This is a genomic window from Microcoleus sp. N3A4, from assembly GCF_036701805.1.
GTDB lineage: Bacteria > Cyanobacteriota > Cyanobacteriia > Cyanobacteriales > Microcoleaceae > Microcoleus.
This window is the reverse complement of record NZ_JAUBRJ010000004.1, coordinates 95,448-109,965: the sequence shown is the minus strand read 5'-3', so window position 1 is coordinate 109,965 and position 14,518 is coordinate 95,448. Positions and strand designations below refer to the sequence as shown.

13 protein-coding genes and 3 pseudogenes are annotated in these 14,518 nt (G+C 44.8%); 7 read left to right on the top strand and 9 right to left on the bottom strand.

The features are described from left to right. Positions 1 to 30 precede the first annotated feature (30 nt). A complete protein-coding gene (locus QUA56_RS04050; RefSeq protein ID WP_333353544.1) occupies positions 31 to 1,626 on the bottom strand; it encodes a pitrilysin family protein in 1,596 nt (531 codons plus the stop codon). Between the two features lie 312 nt (positions 1,627 to 1,938). Between QUA56_RS04050 and QUA56_RS04045 the strand changes: the two genes are divergently transcribed. Further along, positions 1,939 to 2,553, top strand: a complete 615-nt coding sequence (locus tag QUA56_RS04045; RefSeq protein WP_333353542.1) for a TetR/AcrR family transcriptional regulator — start codon at positions 1,939 to 1,941, stop codon at positions 2,551 to 2,553. Positions 2,554 to 2,577: 24 nt separating this feature from the next. Further along, positions 2,578 to 3,099: a GNAT family N-acetyltransferase gene (locus tag QUA56_RS04040; protein ID WP_333353539.1), complete on the top strand. Its 522-nt coding sequence runs from the start codon at positions 2,578 to 2,580 to the stop codon at positions 3,097 to 3,099. Between the two features lie 8 nt (positions 3,100 to 3,107). On the opposite strand, the gene QUA56_RS04035 is transcribed toward QUA56_RS04040, so the two are convergent. After that, the gene (locus tag QUA56_RS04035; protein ID WP_333353536.1) at positions 3,108 to 3,473 is read right to left on the bottom strand and encodes a hypothetical protein; all 366 of its coding nucleotides are present in this window, start codon (positions 3,471 to 3,473) and stop codon (positions 3,108 to 3,110) included. A gap of 190 nt (positions 3,474 to 3,663) precedes the next feature. Between QUA56_RS04035 and QUA56_RS04030 the strand changes: the two are divergent. Continuing rightward, positions 3,664 to 3,897 (top strand): annotated as a pseudogene (locus QUA56_RS04030) (TetR/AcrR family transcriptional regulator); the annotation flags it as partial. A 64-nt stretch (positions 3,898 to 3,961) separates the two neighbouring features. Here QUA56_RS04030 and QUA56_RS04025 read toward each other — a convergent pair. Continuing rightward, complete coding sequence (locus QUA56_RS04025) at positions 3,962 to 4,324, bottom strand: hypothetical protein (protein WP_333353534.1); 363 nt, start codon at positions 4,322 to 4,324, stop codon at positions 3,962 to 3,964. 120 nt (positions 4,325 to 4,444) lie between these two features. Between QUA56_RS04025 and QUA56_RS04020 the strand changes: the two genes are divergently transcribed. Further along, complete coding sequence (locus QUA56_RS04020; RefSeq protein ID WP_333353531.1) at positions 4,445 to 5,215, top strand: cobalamin biosynthesis protein; 771 nt, start codon at positions 4,445 to 4,447, stop codon at positions 5,213 to 5,215. Positions 5,216 to 5,219: 4 nt separating this feature from the next. Here QUA56_RS04020 and QUA56_RS04015 read toward each other — a convergent pair whose 3' ends face one another. Next, complete coding sequence (locus QUA56_RS04015; RefSeq protein WP_333353528.1) at positions 5,220 to 5,588, bottom strand: phage holin family protein; 369 nt, start codon at positions 5,586 to 5,588, stop codon at positions 5,220 to 5,222. A gap of 109 nt (positions 5,589 to 5,697) precedes the next feature. Here QUA56_RS04015 and QUA56_RS04010 point away from each other — a divergent pair, with 109 nt between their 5' ends. Then, complete coding sequence (locus tag QUA56_RS04010; protein WP_333353525.1) at positions 5,698 to 6,195, top strand: pentapeptide repeat-containing protein; 498 nt, start codon at positions 5,698 to 5,700, stop codon at positions 6,193 to 6,195. A 292-nt stretch (positions 6,196 to 6,487) separates the two neighbouring features. On the opposite strand, the gene QUA56_RS04005 is transcribed toward QUA56_RS04010, so the two are convergent. Further along, positions 6,488 to 6,706, bottom strand: coding sequence for a transposase (locus QUA56_RS04005; RefSeq protein WP_333353523.1), 219 nt, complete (start codon positions 6,704 to 6,706; stop codon positions 6,488 to 6,490). A gap of 491 nt (positions 6,707 to 7,197) precedes the next feature. Further along, a pseudogene (locus QUA56_RS04000) lies at positions 7,198 to 7,620 on the bottom strand (IS110 family transposase); the annotation flags it as partial. An 805-nt stretch (positions 7,621 to 8,425) separates the two neighbouring features. On the opposite strand from QUA56_RS04000, the gene QUA56_RS03995 reads away from it, so the two are divergent. Together QUA56_RS03995 and cydB are read left to right on the top strand one after the other, a co-directional pair. After that, positions 8,426 to 9,868, top strand: a complete 1,443-nt coding sequence (locus QUA56_RS03995) for a cytochrome ubiquinol oxidase subunit I (protein WP_333353520.1) — start codon at positions 8,426 to 8,428, stop codon at positions 9,866 to 9,868. Between the two features lie 8 nt (positions 9,869 to 9,876). Continuing rightward, positions 9,877 to 10,890 carry a cytochrome d ubiquinol oxidase subunit II gene (gene cydB / locus QUA56_RS03990; protein ID WP_333353517.1) on the top strand — a complete coding sequence of 338 codons (1,014 nt, stop codon included), beginning with the start codon at positions 9,877 to 9,879 and terminating at the stop codon, positions 10,888 to 10,890. Between the two features lie 258 nt (positions 10,891 to 11,148). On the opposite strand, the pseudogene QUA56_RS36730 reads toward cydB, so the two are convergent. From QUA56_RS36730 to QUA56_RS03980, 3 genes and pseudogenes are all read right to left on the bottom strand, one after another. Next, a pseudogene (locus QUA56_RS36730) lies at positions 11,149 to 11,223 on the bottom strand (IS1/IS1595 family N-terminal zinc-binding domain-containing protein); the annotation flags it as partial. A 417-nt stretch (positions 11,224 to 11,640) separates the two neighbouring features. Beyond that, the gene (locus QUA56_RS03985) at positions 11,641 to 12,441 is read right to left on the bottom strand and encodes a class I SAM-dependent methyltransferase (RefSeq protein WP_333353514.1); all 801 of its coding nucleotides are present in this window, start codon (positions 12,439 to 12,441) and stop codon (positions 11,641 to 11,643) included. 144 nt (positions 12,442 to 12,585) lie between these two features. Continuing rightward, positions 12,586 to 14,226 carry a 2-isopropylmalate synthase gene (locus QUA56_RS03980; protein WP_333353511.1) on the bottom strand — a complete coding sequence of 547 codons (1,641 nt, stop codon included), beginning with the start codon at positions 14,224 to 14,226 and terminating at the stop codon, positions 12,586 to 12,588. Positions 14,227 to 14,518 lie beyond the last annotated feature (292 nt).

Genomic DNA, 14,518 nt, shown 5'->3' with positions numbered 1-14,518 from the left:
TGTCAAAATCCGTGTCGTGCTTCCTTCTTCTTACAGCGGCAAAAGCTTGCCAATCGTGCGATTTTCCGGCCGGAAAGTTGCCTGAGCGACACGCTGAATGTCAGCCGGAGTAACAGCCGCGATCGCATCCAATTCCTTGAACAAATTTCGCCACGAACCGGTGTTTACCTGATAGTCCAGCAGCGAAAATGCCATGCCCATATTAGAATTGAGCGATCGCAACAAATCGGCTCTCGCCTGAGTTTTCACGCGATCCAATTCCAAATCAGAAACCGGCTCTGTTTTCAGGCGATCGATTTCCTTGCTCAAAGCTGCTGCTACTTCATCAACCGTGCGGCCCGGAGCAGTTTGAGCGTAAAACAACATCAAATTCGGATATTTTTCCCCCGGATAACCGCTGAAACCTTGAGCAGCTAGGGCTAATTGCTGTTGTTCTACCAAAGATTTATAAAGCCGAGAAGTGCGGCCATCGCTGAGCAAAGAACCAATCATTTCATAAATCGCATTGTCGGGATGATTCATCGCCGGTCTGTGGTATCCTTCCAAATACCAAGGTTGAGTTTTTAATTTCAGCGTTACTTCCTTAGTTTGCGTTTGGGGAGGCTCCACAATTTCCAATTCAGATGGCACAGGTTTCGCCTTGTAGCGGCCGAAATAAATTTGAGCGAGTCGTTTCACTTCTGCAGCTTTCACGTCTCCTACCACCGCCACAGTCAGCTTGCTGGGGACGTAGTGAGTATCGAAAAACTTCTGCACGTCGCTGCGGCTGAGGTTTTTAATGTCTTCAGTATAGCCAATTACGGGGCGGCGGTAGGGATGAACAGAAAAGGCTTTGTCGGCAAAAACTTCAACCATTTGTCCGATCGCAGAATTCTCGGTTCGCAGCCTGCGTTCTTCTAAAATTACTTGTTTTTCTTTGTAAAATTCCCGAAATACCGGTTCTAGAAATCGCTCGGATTCCAGCGACATCCACAGTTCTAACTTGTTAGCTGGGAGGCTGTAAAAATACATTGTGGCGTCGGTGGAAGTAGCGGCGTTTAGTCCGACTCCGCCTGCTTGTTCAACTATTTTGCCGAGTTCGTTGCGCTTGACAAATTGCGAAGCTTCGGCTTCAACTTTGTCAAATTCTGCTTGGAATTTGGCGACTTCTTCAGTTTTGCCGCTGGCTTTTGCTGCTTGCATTTGCTCGAAGAGTTCGTCTTGTTTTTCTAGCAGCGGCTTTTCGGCTTTGTAGTCGGTAGTGCCGATTTTTGGCGTGCCTTTGAAGGCTAAATGTTCGAGATAGTGCGCGACTCCGGTTTTGCCGTCGGGTTCGTTTGCGCCTCCTACGTCAGCGTGAATTAGAAACGATGCTACGGGCGATCTGGGCCTTTCGAGCACGATGAATGTCATGCCGTTGTCGAGCTTAAATTCGGTGACTTGCTTGATTACTCGATCGAGCGACGGTTGAACAGAGACTGCTTGGGAGCTGCTAGCGGGGTTGGGGCGGGCGAGGGCGATTTCGGGAGAAATTCCCCACCACAGCAGTACAGCGGCCAGCAGGGAGGCGATGAATCGAGTTTGGCGATCGGGCGATTCCCTACGGGATAGCTTCGCTTCACGGGGTTTTTGAAACTGCGGGGTCATTCGATTTTAGATTTTAGATTTTGGATTTTGGATTGTCAAACAAAAAAATGTTTGTGCTCGGCGACGAGACATTCTTTTCTAAGGATAAAGATTTTTGGAGGCACAAGCGATCTGTTGCGCCGCAGATGTTAGGCTGATACAGCAAATCTCAAAAAGGGTCATTCGATTTTAGATTTTAGATTTTGGATTTTGGATTGTCAAACAAAAAAATGTTTGCCCTGAATGCCAGAGATTCTTTTTAAAACTTAACATCAATTAGTCCCTCAGTCCAGCTCCCGCAGTTCCAAGTCGCCAATTACCGATTGCAAAGCCATGCGAATTTTTAATCAGTCTCCTCCTGAAACAGAAACCAAGAAGCGAATTTTACAAGCAGCTCAGCGGTTGTTTGCCCGCAGCGGATACGACGGCACGACAACTCGCGATTTAGCAGCGGCGGCGGGGGTGGCGGAGGGTACGCTATTTCGGCATTTTGATAATAAAAAAGCGATTTTGATTGAGGTGGCGACGGAAGGATGGGTGGAGTTGCTGACGGATTTGCTGACAGAATTGAGCGAGATGGGCAGTTACAAAGCAGTGGCTCAGGTGATGCGGCGGCGGATGCTGAATATCCGCGAGAATAGCGACATGATGCGGGTGTGTTTTTTGGAGGCGCAATTTCACCCGGATTTGCGCGATCGAATTCAGTTGGAAGTCATCGGAAAAATGAGCGATGTGGCTGAAGCTTTTTTTGAAACCGCGATGGAAAAAGGAGTTTATCGAAAGATGAATCCGAAGATTGTCGCTCAGGTATTTTTGGGTATGTTTACAGTCGCGGGTTTCAGTCAAAATACGATTATGGAACCCAATGCTTCTCCGCTGCAAATGCAGGAAATGGCGGAAGGATTAGCCGATATTTTTCTGAATGGGGTTTTGCAGAAAGATGAATAATTAGAGCAACAGGGAAAAGTTGTTATGGGCAAAGTTTTGGACTATTCTATTCGGCCGCTAACGCAGGAAGACGAGCCTTTTCTGTGGCAAATGCTGTATGAAGCGGCGCACATGGCAGAAGAAGGTGAATCAGCGGTGCAAGCTGTTGTCAATCATCCTTTAATTGCGAAATACGTGCAGAATTGGGGACGTGCAAACGATCTGGGCTTCGCAGCAATCGAATTGAACGGCAGTCAGCCAGTAGGAGCCGCCTGGCTGCGTTTGTTTGCAGGGGATGAAAAGGGATTTGGCTGGATTGACGATACTATCCCGGAATTGGCGATCGCCGTTCTTCCAGAATATACAAGTCAGGGTGTAGGAACGCAGTTGCTGGCTCGTTTGCTGTCAGCAGCAAAAGCCTCTTATCGATCGGTATCCCTGAGTGTCAGAAGCTCGAATCGAGCCCTGAGTTTGTACGAGCGATCGGGATTTAAAGTAATTGAGGGAAGCGAGACACTCAACCGCACAGGAGGGACATCATTCACCATGAAAGTTGATTTTGATTGAGTGAATTATTACTCGTCGTTAAATTCGTACATTTGCTGTACCCACTTCTCCCGATTATCCTGCCATTCATCCCTCATTACTTCCCAAGTTGTATTGCTTTCAAGTTCCAGCAACAGACTTGATACTTCTTCAAGCGTCGATGCTATGCGACATTCTTCTACCCAACTTTGTCGGAGCATTTTCCATTGACTTTGTACTGCTTGCATCTGAAAATTTGATTCTAATTCAACTAGCAATTTGGCTAGCTGTTTTTCGTCAATTGCTGCTGACACCTCGCTTATCCAAAAGTCGCGAGGTTCTTTCCATTGTTCCGTCACTGCGTCCCCGTTTAGGTGGGCTTCAAACTCTAACAGTAATTGGTTTAGTTCTACCATATTAAATTTTGTCTTGTTTGCAGTTTGTGCTATGATTGTACAAATTTTATTGATTTAGACTGTTGGTTTTTTATAGTGAGCTATAGCCTTTCTTAAAAAGATGAGGTATGATTGACAGATTATATAACCACTTAAACGTATAGGGCCCAAGCCCAACTACGTCCGCGAATCTTTCTGAGAACGGCTATATGTGGCTGAGGCTTTTTGGGAAACGGCGATGGAAAAACAAGTTTATCCAAAGATGAATCCGCAGATTGTCGCTCAGGTATTTGTGGGAATGTTTGCAGTCGCGTGCTTCAGTCAAAATACGATTGTGGAGCCGAATGCTTCTCGGCAGCAAATGCAGGAAATGGCTGAAGGACTCGCAGATATTTTTCTGAATGGGGTTTTGCAGAAAGATGAATCCTTAGTCATTAGTCATTAGTCATTAGTCATTAGAAAATTTTAGAGCCTGAAAACGCATATCTACAGGCTCTGATTCGTCGAAACTACTCCTTAAACTTGTGCATTTGCTGTACCCAATTCTCGCGATTGTGCGACCATTCATCAGCCATAGCTTCCGAATTGGTATTGGTTTCTAGTTCCAGCAATAAACTTGATACTTCTTGAACAATTGATGCTCCCAGACATTCTTCTACCCAACGGTTCCGACGCTCTTGCCACTGAATATCAACCGATTCTCCCTGGAAGTTTGATTCCAATTCAACTAGCAATTCTGCTAGATATGTCACGTTAACTGATGCTGCCACATCGCTAACCCAACTTTCCCGGCGCTCTTTCCATTCTTTTGTGACTCCTTCCGATTTGAGGTTGCTTTCAAACTCTAACAGTAACTGATTTAGTTCTACCATCTTAAATGTTTGATTTTTTGTAGTTGGTGCTACAATTATACCAAAAATTTCACTAAACAGAGTGTTAATTTTTTTTTAAGATTGCGGTCGCAGTGAAACTACAGAATAGATAACTTAATAATGAGCGATGAATTTACGTTAGATATGCTAGACATTCCCAGCAGTTGGAGGGGCGGGGAAGGGGACTGGACAGGAGTGGCGGCAGCTATTGCGAGAGGAGAAACAGTCGAAGTAATTCAAGAAGTTGGTTCTACGTTGTGGCGAAATAGCTTGCCAGAAAAACATTGTTTGTATTGGGAGGGGGAAAATCTATCCACTATCAAAGCCAGAATTTGGATTAGTTTCACGCAGAGAAGATTTTCGCCGGAATCTGCTTTGCCAAAGGTTCAGTGGCATCCGAAAGTGTTGTGGATAGGGATAGGTTGCGAACGCGGAACAGGGCGAGAATTAATCGAAACTGCGATTAAACAAGTATGCCGTGCCTATCATTTAGCCGAAAGTGCGATCGCGGGTATTGCTACAATAGACACTAAAGCAGGTGAAGTCGGATTGTTAGAACTTTGTCAAGCGCGAAATTGGCCGTTAAAAACCTTTGCTGCTGACATTTTAAGTTCCGTAGAAGTCCCCAATCCTTCAAATATTGCAGCAAAACAAGTCGGGACGCCCAGCGTAGCAGAAGCTGCGGCACTTTGTGCGATCGAACTGATATCTTGTACCATTCTCAAGAACAGGCAAGATGCCTGTGAAGCGCAGAGTGAATCTGCTTGTGGGGTGGGCAGGATGCCCGCCCGTGAAAGGCTTTTAGTCCCTAAAAAAATATTTCGCTCGGGCAAAAAAACAGGCTCTGTAACAGTAGCGGTTGCAGTTTGCCCGATCGAGTATCTAGGATAATGTATTACTGAGCCAAAGTATCGGCACTCACAAATCGACCGATCAACCCAGAAACGAATGACAAAACAATCGAACCAAACAAAGCCGGCCAAAAACCGTTAACCGCAAAGCCGATACTGAACGCACCCGCCAACCACGAAGCCAGGGAAAGCGAAATTGCATTCACAACAAACAAAAACAAACCTAAAGTAATAATGCTCAAAGGCAGCGTCAGCAATGTAATAATCGGTCTGACAACCGCGTTCACCAATCCGATAAGAACAGCAGCCACCATCGCCGCCGGAAAGCTCACCACCGCAATACCTGGTACAATGTTAGCGGTAATGACCAGCGAAACCGCTGCTACTATCCAAGTTAAGAAAAAACTTAGCATATGTTTTTTTTCATCTCCATCACTCTTAATTAAGATTGTAACTGTTTAGTCGATCGACCAAAGTTCGGGATACACTACGAAATACCCACCTTGCAAGAATATCAGACTTATGAAACTCCGGCAACTAGCTGCATTGCTATTCGCGCTAACTATCTTCATCCTCCCGCGGCCAGCGCTGGCTCAATCTAAATATTACGCTCCTCCGCTGTCTTTTAGCAACGCCGAACTGACAAGACGCGATTTTTCCGGTCAAATGCTGCGTGCCGCTGAGTTTTCTAACGCTAATATGGACTTGACTAATTTTTCTAATGCCGATTTGCGGGGAGCAATTATGAGCGCTTCGGTGATGACTCAGGCGAATTTGCACGGAGCAAATTTAACTAATGCCATGATCGATCAAGTTAAATTTACTAAGGCCGATTTAAGCGATGCAATTTTAGCTGAAACAATTTTGCTGCGTTCTACTTTTGACGGTGTTGATATCACCGGCGCTGACTTTACTGACGCAATTATGGACGGCGCACAAGTTAAAGAATTGTGTACAAAAGCCAGCGGGATTAATTCTCAAACTGGGATTTCTACTCGCGATTCCTTGGGATGCCGCTGATATCATCTCCGGTCAATTACTGATGATTGTTTGTTGAGTGGGGGCGGGTTTTTTAGATTGTTTGTTTGGGGCGATTATGGTTGGTGGAACCCGCTCCTACGAAACCATATTTTGTAGATACTGTCTTGACTTGTCAAGGGGTAGCAGTCAAATAATTAGGATCGAAAGGCTTTTGGGATTTTAAAATCCCAAAAGCCAAATGCACCAACTTCCGATATCATTGCACGAATCACCTGCATTTTGACGAAAGCCACGACCCAATAATCGTTCACTCATAGCTTTGAGCAAGGGGTTATGACGCATTGCCACCACCGCAGGCAAATACAATGCCTTTTTTCGTCTGACATTTCCGGTACAAGATGCCTTTAACCTCCGTCCCTGAACTGCGTTCACAGGGAGTTAAACCCTCATGAGCAGCTAATTGACGAGCATTGTTGTAATCGGAAATCCGACCGATTTCAGCTAATAACACTCCAGCCGTTTGTTCCCCAATACCAGGAATTGAGGTCAATCGATTTGAGATTTGAGATTTGAGATTTTAGATTAAAGATTAAAGAATTGAAGCATTGACCCAGCCCAAAAACGGATACGCTGCCACGTACTTAAGTCGTGGAAAGATCAAAATTTTAGACCCTAGTTCAAGCTCCCAGATTGCATCTGTGGGGTAAATCTAAAATCTCAAATCTCAAATCTCAAATCGACTGACCCCACGGCTCAATTCGGGGGCTCCTCGATGGGATAAAAGTTTTTTACTTCTGAACATATTAATCCGGGGGCTTGTATCCTGGATGCTTGATTGTCAACAGGTCACGTTGTTGTTTTAAATGCGGAGCTTGGTCAAAATGGTCACTAATTAATTGTTTAATCAGTTTTTGTTGCTGTTCTAGGTACTCCAAATGCGACTGAGGAATGAGAATTAAATAACTTACACAAGGAAAGTGGGGTGGGCTCTTATAGCCCGCCCTTTTTTGGACGGGCGGGACGCCCATCCCACCATAACAATTAAAATTGTAAGTTATTTAATTCGCGATCCTGAGTAAGGTTCGCCACAGTTGCCGTAGCTGTTTCCAAACGGTTGCGTTCTTGATTAGACATTTCGATTACAGATTCCAGCCGCCGTAACCAGGCTTGCAACTCCTTAACTTCGGGCGCAGTAGGTGTCCATAATAAAGGTTTAACAGCCGCACAAAAACGGGCAATCAGTGCTGCATCTACGGAGTCTGTTTGAGTTCGTAGAAGTTCGCTTTTAGCAAACCCTTTAATCCGGGCCGGATTGACGATACTGACAAAAAAAACAGCTCCATCAAGAAATTCAGCCAAGGCTTCACGCCAAAATACTGGTGGCTTCCATGTGCTCGCGTGAAGTTCAGAAGCACTATGTTGTTTGAGCCACTGATGTAAACTCTCAAACCCTTGAATATTGTTCGTAAACTTTTTGTTTTAGCTGCACAATTTTCCTTCACTAATGCGACATGAAATTCTTTTTTACTGATATCTATGCCTCAGATTTTTGGTGTCATTGTTGGCTCCCGATGTACTCCGATTTATGAAATAACGTGACAGGCAATTGAATACTAACAAGAGTCAATGCAGGCTGTCTTGATGATATCGAGCGCGGTATATACCCCCTGTGTTTTGTGTGAGCCTGTCATCAGTAATGTCCGCCGATCTACACAACAGACTTATGAAAGTCTAAGGGGCGGGCCCATTTCACCAATTACTGATGTCCTTGGAGAACACTTTCTGCTGAAACTTGCACTCTTGCGCTAAGCTGTTGAACATTTAAAACAGATTGTATGGTGCCGGGCGTCCGAAGTATTTCCCGTTTAAGCGGAGCGTGTTGGCGGATGACGCACCCGGAACAGCCTAGTTAGTGGTTTAAATGCACAACAGCTTACATTTTTCTTGTTTCTTTAGATTTACGCCTGTTTGGTGGAGCGATCGCCCACTCTTTTGTGGCGATCGCCTGACTGACTCTTTTAAGATACAAGGGGCGGGTTCACCGATAATAAATGCCTAAAACCCACAATCTCATAAACCCGCCCCCACCCAACGGCAAATCATAATCTACCTATTTTAAAATACAAGAAAATACAACCCAAATCTGTATAAAACCTTAAAAATTGCCAACTCTACAAATAGTCGCCAACTTTTACATTACATTATAACCAGTGTCAATTCTGGAACTCGTGCAAGCTAACCTCTCTTGAACTGACCAAAGGATATAAAGATGGATATCTTATCTAACACCGTGGCGCTATCACGGATGCAATTTGCACTAACAGCCATATTCCATATGCTGTGGCCAGTTCTGACTACTGGAATGGGGATTTATCTGGTAATTGTTGAGGGAATGTGGCTAAAAACTCGCAATCCTGACTACTACCACCACGCTCGTTTTTGGTCTAAACTCTACGTCCTCAACTTCGGAATTGGAGTAGCTTCAGGAATTCCAATGGAATTTCAATTCGGCACAAACTGGGCACCATTTTCCGAAGCAGTCGGTGACTTTTTTGGCAGCATTTTAGGCTTTGAAGCTTCAATGGCATTTATGCTCGAAGCCGGCTTTTTAGGCATTATGCTGTTTGGTTGGGAGCGCGTTCACCCGATCGTCCATCTTTTCGCTACAATCATGGTAGCCTTCGGCGCTAACCTATCAACCGTCTGGATTTTAGTCGCTAACTCTTGGCTGCAAACTCCTGCGGGCGGAGAAATGGTCAATGGCAAGTTTATTGTCAGCGATTACTTTCAAGCAATTATGAACCCGTTCGCATTAAACAGCATTCTCCATATGTTTTTTGCGACGTTAGAAACTTCGCTTTTTGTCATTGGCGGAATTAGCGCTTGGTACATTCTTAATAAGCGCAACGAAGCGTTTTTTTCCAAGTCTTTAAAAATTGCGATCGCAACAGCAATCGCCGTTGCACCCTTGCAGATATACATCGGACATTTGAGCGCCGAACAAGTCTATCACTATCAACCCACTAAATTAGCAGCAATCGAAGCTAAGTGGGAAACCTCACCAGCGGGAGAGTCAGCAGATTGGACTTTGCTAGCTTTGCCTAATGAAAAAGCCCAAAAAAACGACTGGCAAATTAGCATTCCTAATGGCTTAGGATACGTTCTGGAATTCAAAGAAAAGCTCTCAGAACCCGTACTAGGTTTAAAGGAATGGAAGCCAGAAGATAGACCCCGAATGGTGGGTTTAATCTACTATTGTTTCCGCATCATGTCCGGCATTGGATTCTTTTTTCTAGGATTGATGCTGTTGAGTGTAATTCAATGGATGCGAGGCAAACTTGCTGCTGAAAATATTAGCAGTCAACCTTGGCTAATGCGCGCTTGGGTATTAGCTGCTCCCCTCGGATATATTGCTGTAGAATCAGGTTGGATTGTCCGCTGTGTCGGCAGACAACCGTGGGTTTTATACGGGCAAATTCGCACTGCTGATGCTGTATCAGTAATCCCCGCTAGCAATGTTTTAGTTTCCCTCAGTTTCTTTGCCGTTATCTACAGCTTTTTGTTTGTTTGTGCCATCTATTTCGGCAGCAGAATTATCCGCAAAGGGCCTAATTTAACTCTGCCGTTACCGGGATCGGACAATGAACCCGCAATCGAAACTCAACCAGCAGAACACATTCCCGATCGACGTCCAGTAGAAGCACAGCAATAAGAGATTTTATGCAAGCTTTAGAGCATTTTCTCCCGCAAGTTTGGTTCGTAATTTTAGGTATCTTTCTCTTGCTGTACGTCATGCTAGACGGTTTTGACTTGGGAGTCGGAATCTTGTCTCTGACTGCTGACGACGAGGAACGCAGGGGCATTTTAATGACCAGTCTGGGCAATGTTTGGGACGCTAACGAAACTTGGCTGGTGTTGATGGGAGGCGCTCTATTTGGCGCATTTCCCCTCGCTTACGGCACGATTTTAACCGCGCTGTACATACCGATTTGCATGATGCTTTTTGGTTTGATATTTCGGGCTGTCGCGTTTGAGTTTCGCGAGCATTCTAACCGGAAAAAATTCTGGAATTACGCTTTTGGTGCTGGCAGTTTTTTAGCATCTTTAGCTCAAGGATTTGCCCTCGGTGCGGTGCTCGAAGGCATTGCGGTTGACGAAGCGGGTCACTTTGTCGGGACTACTTGGGACTGGCTGGATTGGCGATCGATCTTGGTTGCTTTGACGCTGATTCAAGGCTACGTTTTGATCGGTTCAACCTATCTAATTATGAAGACTGACGGCGAACTGCAAACAACTCACTATCGCACTGCTAAAATTGCGGCAGTGACGACTTTAATCGGAGCAGTTTTAATTACGATCGCCACTCCGGTTTTTTACGAAAGTACGAGAGCGAGGTTGTTCGAGAAACCGCTAGTTTATATCTTTGCTGCTATTCCTTTGCTGGGAGTGCTGTTTGTGGGAATGTTGCTGAAAAGTCTCGCAAGCAAAGAAGAACGGACGCCGTTTATTTGGACAATCTTGATTTTCTTGCTCAGTTTCATCGGTTTGGGATTGATTGTTTTTCCCTACATTATCCCGACTAAAATCACGATTTACCAAGCCGCAGCTTCGCCCAGCGCGCTGGTGTTTATGATTGTGTTCATCGGCTTTCTGATCCCGATTATGATTTTTTACAACATCTACAATTATGTTGTATTTCGGGGTAAGGTGGTCGGCGGCCACTACGGGGAATAAAATTGGTTTGTAGTGAGAACTTCAGTCCTCATAAAAATCTGAGGACTAATACCAAGTTGCTAAAGATGGTATTATTTGAGGAAATACAGCATATTCCAGGTTGATGAAGTACAGTAGCCGCTATATTTATATTGTGTGATGTTAATATGTAGGGTGCGGATCTGCGACCTTTTAAATAGAACTTGCAGATTGACGGGTGGCGACGCACCTTACTTACGACTCTTATTGTGTGTACCGCATATACATGGAATATGCTGTAAATTGTCTACCACAGTTAACACATAGATAGTTCTGCTTACCTTTTTTGCACCCATTTTTATTGATACAGCGTATTCCAGGTTCATGAAGTACACTCTTCAGCTATTATTGTGTGGTACGTGTTATGTAGGGTGCGGATCTGTTCTATGCTTCAATGCAACTTGCAGATTGACTCTGAAAGCGACGCACCTTACTTACGACAAAATTGTGTGTACCGCATATACATGGAATATGCTGTATGAGTTGACTTGACAGAAAGGACATTCCATTTAATCTGACTTGTGTTTAATTATTTTTTGTGAATTGCTCTCAGAATCAATCATACCTCAATTCAGCAACGCCCTAATTCTGTTTACCTCTTTTATGCCCATTTTTATTGAGTTGACTTGACAGAAAGGACATTCCATTGATTCTGATTTAATGTACATTATTTTCTGGCTCTTTCACTCGATAGTTCAATCATACTTCAATTCAGCAACGCCGAAAATCGTATTACTTTGTTGCCACCACAGCCAAATTCCAAGCCAACCGCTTCATCAAAGGCAACTTCTTCAAAAACCCATCCAACCCTTCTAACCGAGAGTATTCCGGCTTTAATCTCCCCTGTTCAATAATAATCTTTTTCCAATAACGCTCCTCATTCGGATGCACTTTTTCTATCAAATAAAAACGCAAAAAAATCCAAAGCGCCGTCAGCCAAAACGTATCATAAGCCGTCTCCGAAAACAAAGACTTGACAAAATTCACAATATTAATATCCAAAGGAGTTTCATCCTCCGTCCGCACCTCAGTCGCCATTCTGCGGTAAACATTAATCACCGGATTGTGCTTCATCGGGTCCCAAAAACAAGCTTTACCCCCAGGCTTCAGGACGCGGTGCATTTCGCGAATTGCCTTTTCCGGTTCCGGCAAATGGTGCAACAAATTAGAAGCATAAACAATATCAAAACTGTTGTCCGGGAAATCTAGCGCCATTGCATTCACAGTGCAACCGTCTATTGTGACGCCGTTTTTCTCCGCCAATTTCAGGGCTACTTCTACCATGCCCTGAGAATAGTCGGCCGCCACACAATTCGCGCCTTTTTTAGCAAAATAAACGCTGTTTTCTCCAGCACCGCAGCCTAAATCTAACAGGCGTTTACCTGTAATATCGCCCAGTTGCTGGACGATAAATCTATTTTCAGGGGCGGTACAAGCTTCAAAGTAATCATTGACTCGAATGCCGTCAATATCGATTGTGGATGCCCAAGCATCGTGGAACTGCCGCTCTTTTTTTAAAGTTTCGTCTTGCATTTTTCAAGAGTTTGTTATTAGTAAAAAAAAGTAATTTTAAACCGCAGATGAACCCGAATTAAGGCAGATTAATTTATATTTATCTGCTTTGATGATGGGTTCGTCTGCGGTTTGTTTCAAGAAAAATGGCTGACAATAAATTTATCAGCGCTGTGCTTCTGCAACAACTTGATTTCTGATCTGAGTTGGCTGTTCGGAAGATTTTTCAGCATTAGACTGCAATGCCTGATACAGCCGATTTAAAGCGCTGATGTATGCTTCTGCGGAGGCTACGATAATGTCGGTATTTGCCGAGTGACCGGAAAATACTTTGCCTTCGTGCCGCAAGCGAATTGTTACTTCGCCGATCGCATCTATTCCCGCTGTCACCGACTGTACAGAAAACTCGATCAACTCATTCGGGACATTTACCACGCGGTTAATTGCCCTGTAAATCGCATCTACAGGCCCAGTGCCGATCGCCGCATCGGTCAATTCTTCCCCCGCCGGATTCCGCACCGTTACGGTTGCTGTCGGCCGCGATTTGTCGCCGCAAGAAACTTGCACCAATTCTAACCGGAACAGTTCCGGTGCTTGGTGGGCTTCGTTGTTGGCGATCGCCTCTAAATCCCAATCAGTAATCTCTTTTTTCTTGTCCGCCAAATCTTTAAACTTGACAAAAGCCTTATTTAGCTCATCGTCGGCCATTTCAAAACCCAACTCTTTCAAGCGAGTGTGAAAAGCGTGGCGGCCGGATAATTTGCCCAAGACGATTTGATTTTCTGTCAAGCCGATCGACTCAGCATCCATAATCTCGTATGTCAGCTTATTTTTCAGCACCCCGTCTTGGTGAATTCCCGACTCGTGGGCGAAAGCATTTGCTCCCACAATCGCCTTATTTGGCTGCACCAACATCCCCGTCAAATTGGAAACCAAGCGGGAAGTTTTGTAAATTTGGCGCGAGTCAATATTAGTCAGCGGTTCGTCAGATTCCGCAGGTCTGCCCAAGAACGGATTATAATATTGGCGCCGCACGTAAAGCGCCATTACCAACTCTTCCAGAGCGGCATTTCCCGCCCGTTCGCCAATCCCGTTAATCGTGCATTCTAACTGTCTGGCGCCATTTTTTACGGCTTCCAAAAAGTTAGCAACAGCCAATCCTAAATCATTGTGGCCGTGAACCGAAATAATTGCGCGATCGATATTCGGCACATTTTCCTTAATTCCCCGAATCAAAGCTCCAAACTCGCTCGGAGTCGTGTAGCCGACAGTATCGGGAATATTAACAGTAGTCGCCCCAGCGGCGATCGCCCGTTCCAGAACCTGATACAAAAACTCCGGTTCCGAACGACAAGCATCTTCCGGCGAAAACTCCACATCATCCACAAAAGATTTAGCGTAGCCCACCATTTCCGGCACTATTTCCAGAATTTCTGCCCGCGTCTTTTTCAGCTTATATTCCAAGTGAATATCCGACGTAGCCAGAAACGTATGAATTCGCGAATTTACGGCCGGTTTCAGAGCTTCTGCTGCTGTTTTAATATCCGGCTTTCTTGCCCTTGCTAAACCGCAAATTGTCGGCCCATTTTCCGTGCCAACCGATCGGGCTATTTTTTGGACGGCCTCAAAATCTCCCGTGCTGGTGAAAGGGAAACCCGCTTCAATCACATCCACGCCCAATCTCGCTAACTGGCGAGCGATCGTCAGCTTTTCATCCACATTCAGAGATGCACCCGGAGATTGTTCTCCGTCCCGCAAAGTCGTATCGAAAATAATAATCCGGTCTTGACTTGGTTGAGTTTTCATAGCTCTAAAAAAAAAGTGTTTTCCTGATTTTTACTTGTCCGTTTTTCTGAGTTTTTAGCCCCCAGTCAGTCGATTTTAGATTTTAGATTTTAGATTTTAGATTTACTCCACAGATGAATCTGGGAACTTGAACCTTAGTCTAAAATTTTGGGCTACTGGCGGCTCCTCTCGGAAAGCAAGTATGCGTTTTTGGGCGGGGGCACCAGTCCCGTGTTTCGCGCCAATAACGAATAATTAATAACCCATAACCCATAACTACTGACTAATGACTAATAACTACTAACTAATGACT

Coding starts and splice junctions, on each gene's coding strand:
- QUA56_RS04010 (WP_333353525.1), top strand. CDS start 5,698: ATGAAACTCCGGCAACTAGCTGCATTGCTATTCGCGCTAACTATCTTC.
- QUA56_RS04020 (WP_333353531.1), top strand. CDS start 4,445: ATGAGCGATGAATTTACGTTAGATATGCTAGACATTCCCAGCAGTTGG.
- QUA56_RS04045 (WP_333353542.1), top strand. CDS start 1,939: ATGCGAATTTTTAATCAGTCTCCTCCTGAAACAGAAACCAAGAAGCGA.
- QUA56_RS03980 (WP_333353511.1), bottom strand. CDS start 14,226: ATGAAAACTCAACCAAGTCAAGACCGGATTATTATTTTCGATACGACT.
- QUA56_RS04025 (WP_333353534.1), bottom strand. CDS start 4,324: ATGGTAGAACTAAATCAGTTACTGTTAGAGTTTGAAAGCAACCTCAAA.
- QUA56_RS03985 (WP_333353514.1), bottom strand. CDS start 12,441: ATGCAAGACGAAACTTTAAAAAAAGAGCGGCAGTTCCACGATGCTTGG.
- QUA56_RS04040 (WP_333353539.1), top strand. CDS start 2,578: ATGGGCAAAGTTTTGGACTATTCTATTCGGCCGCTAACGCAGGAAGAC.
- QUA56_RS04035 (WP_333353536.1), bottom strand. CDS start 3,473: ATGGTAGAACTAAACCAATTACTGTTAGAGTTTGAAGCCCACCTAAAC.
- cydB (WP_333353517.1), top strand. CDS start 9,877: ATGCAAGCTTTAGAGCATTTTCTCCCGCAAGTTTGGTTCGTAATTTTA.
- QUA56_RS04050 (WP_333353544.1), bottom strand. CDS start 1,626: ATGACCCCGCAGTTTCAAAAACCCCGTGAAGCGAAGCTATCCCGTAGG.
- QUA56_RS04015 (WP_333353528.1), bottom strand. CDS start 5,588: ATGCTAAGTTTTTTCTTAACTTGGATAGTAGCAGCGGTTTCGCTGGTC.
- QUA56_RS03995 (WP_333353520.1), top strand. CDS start 8,426: ATGGATATCTTATCTAACACCGTGGCGCTATCACGGATGCAATTTGCA.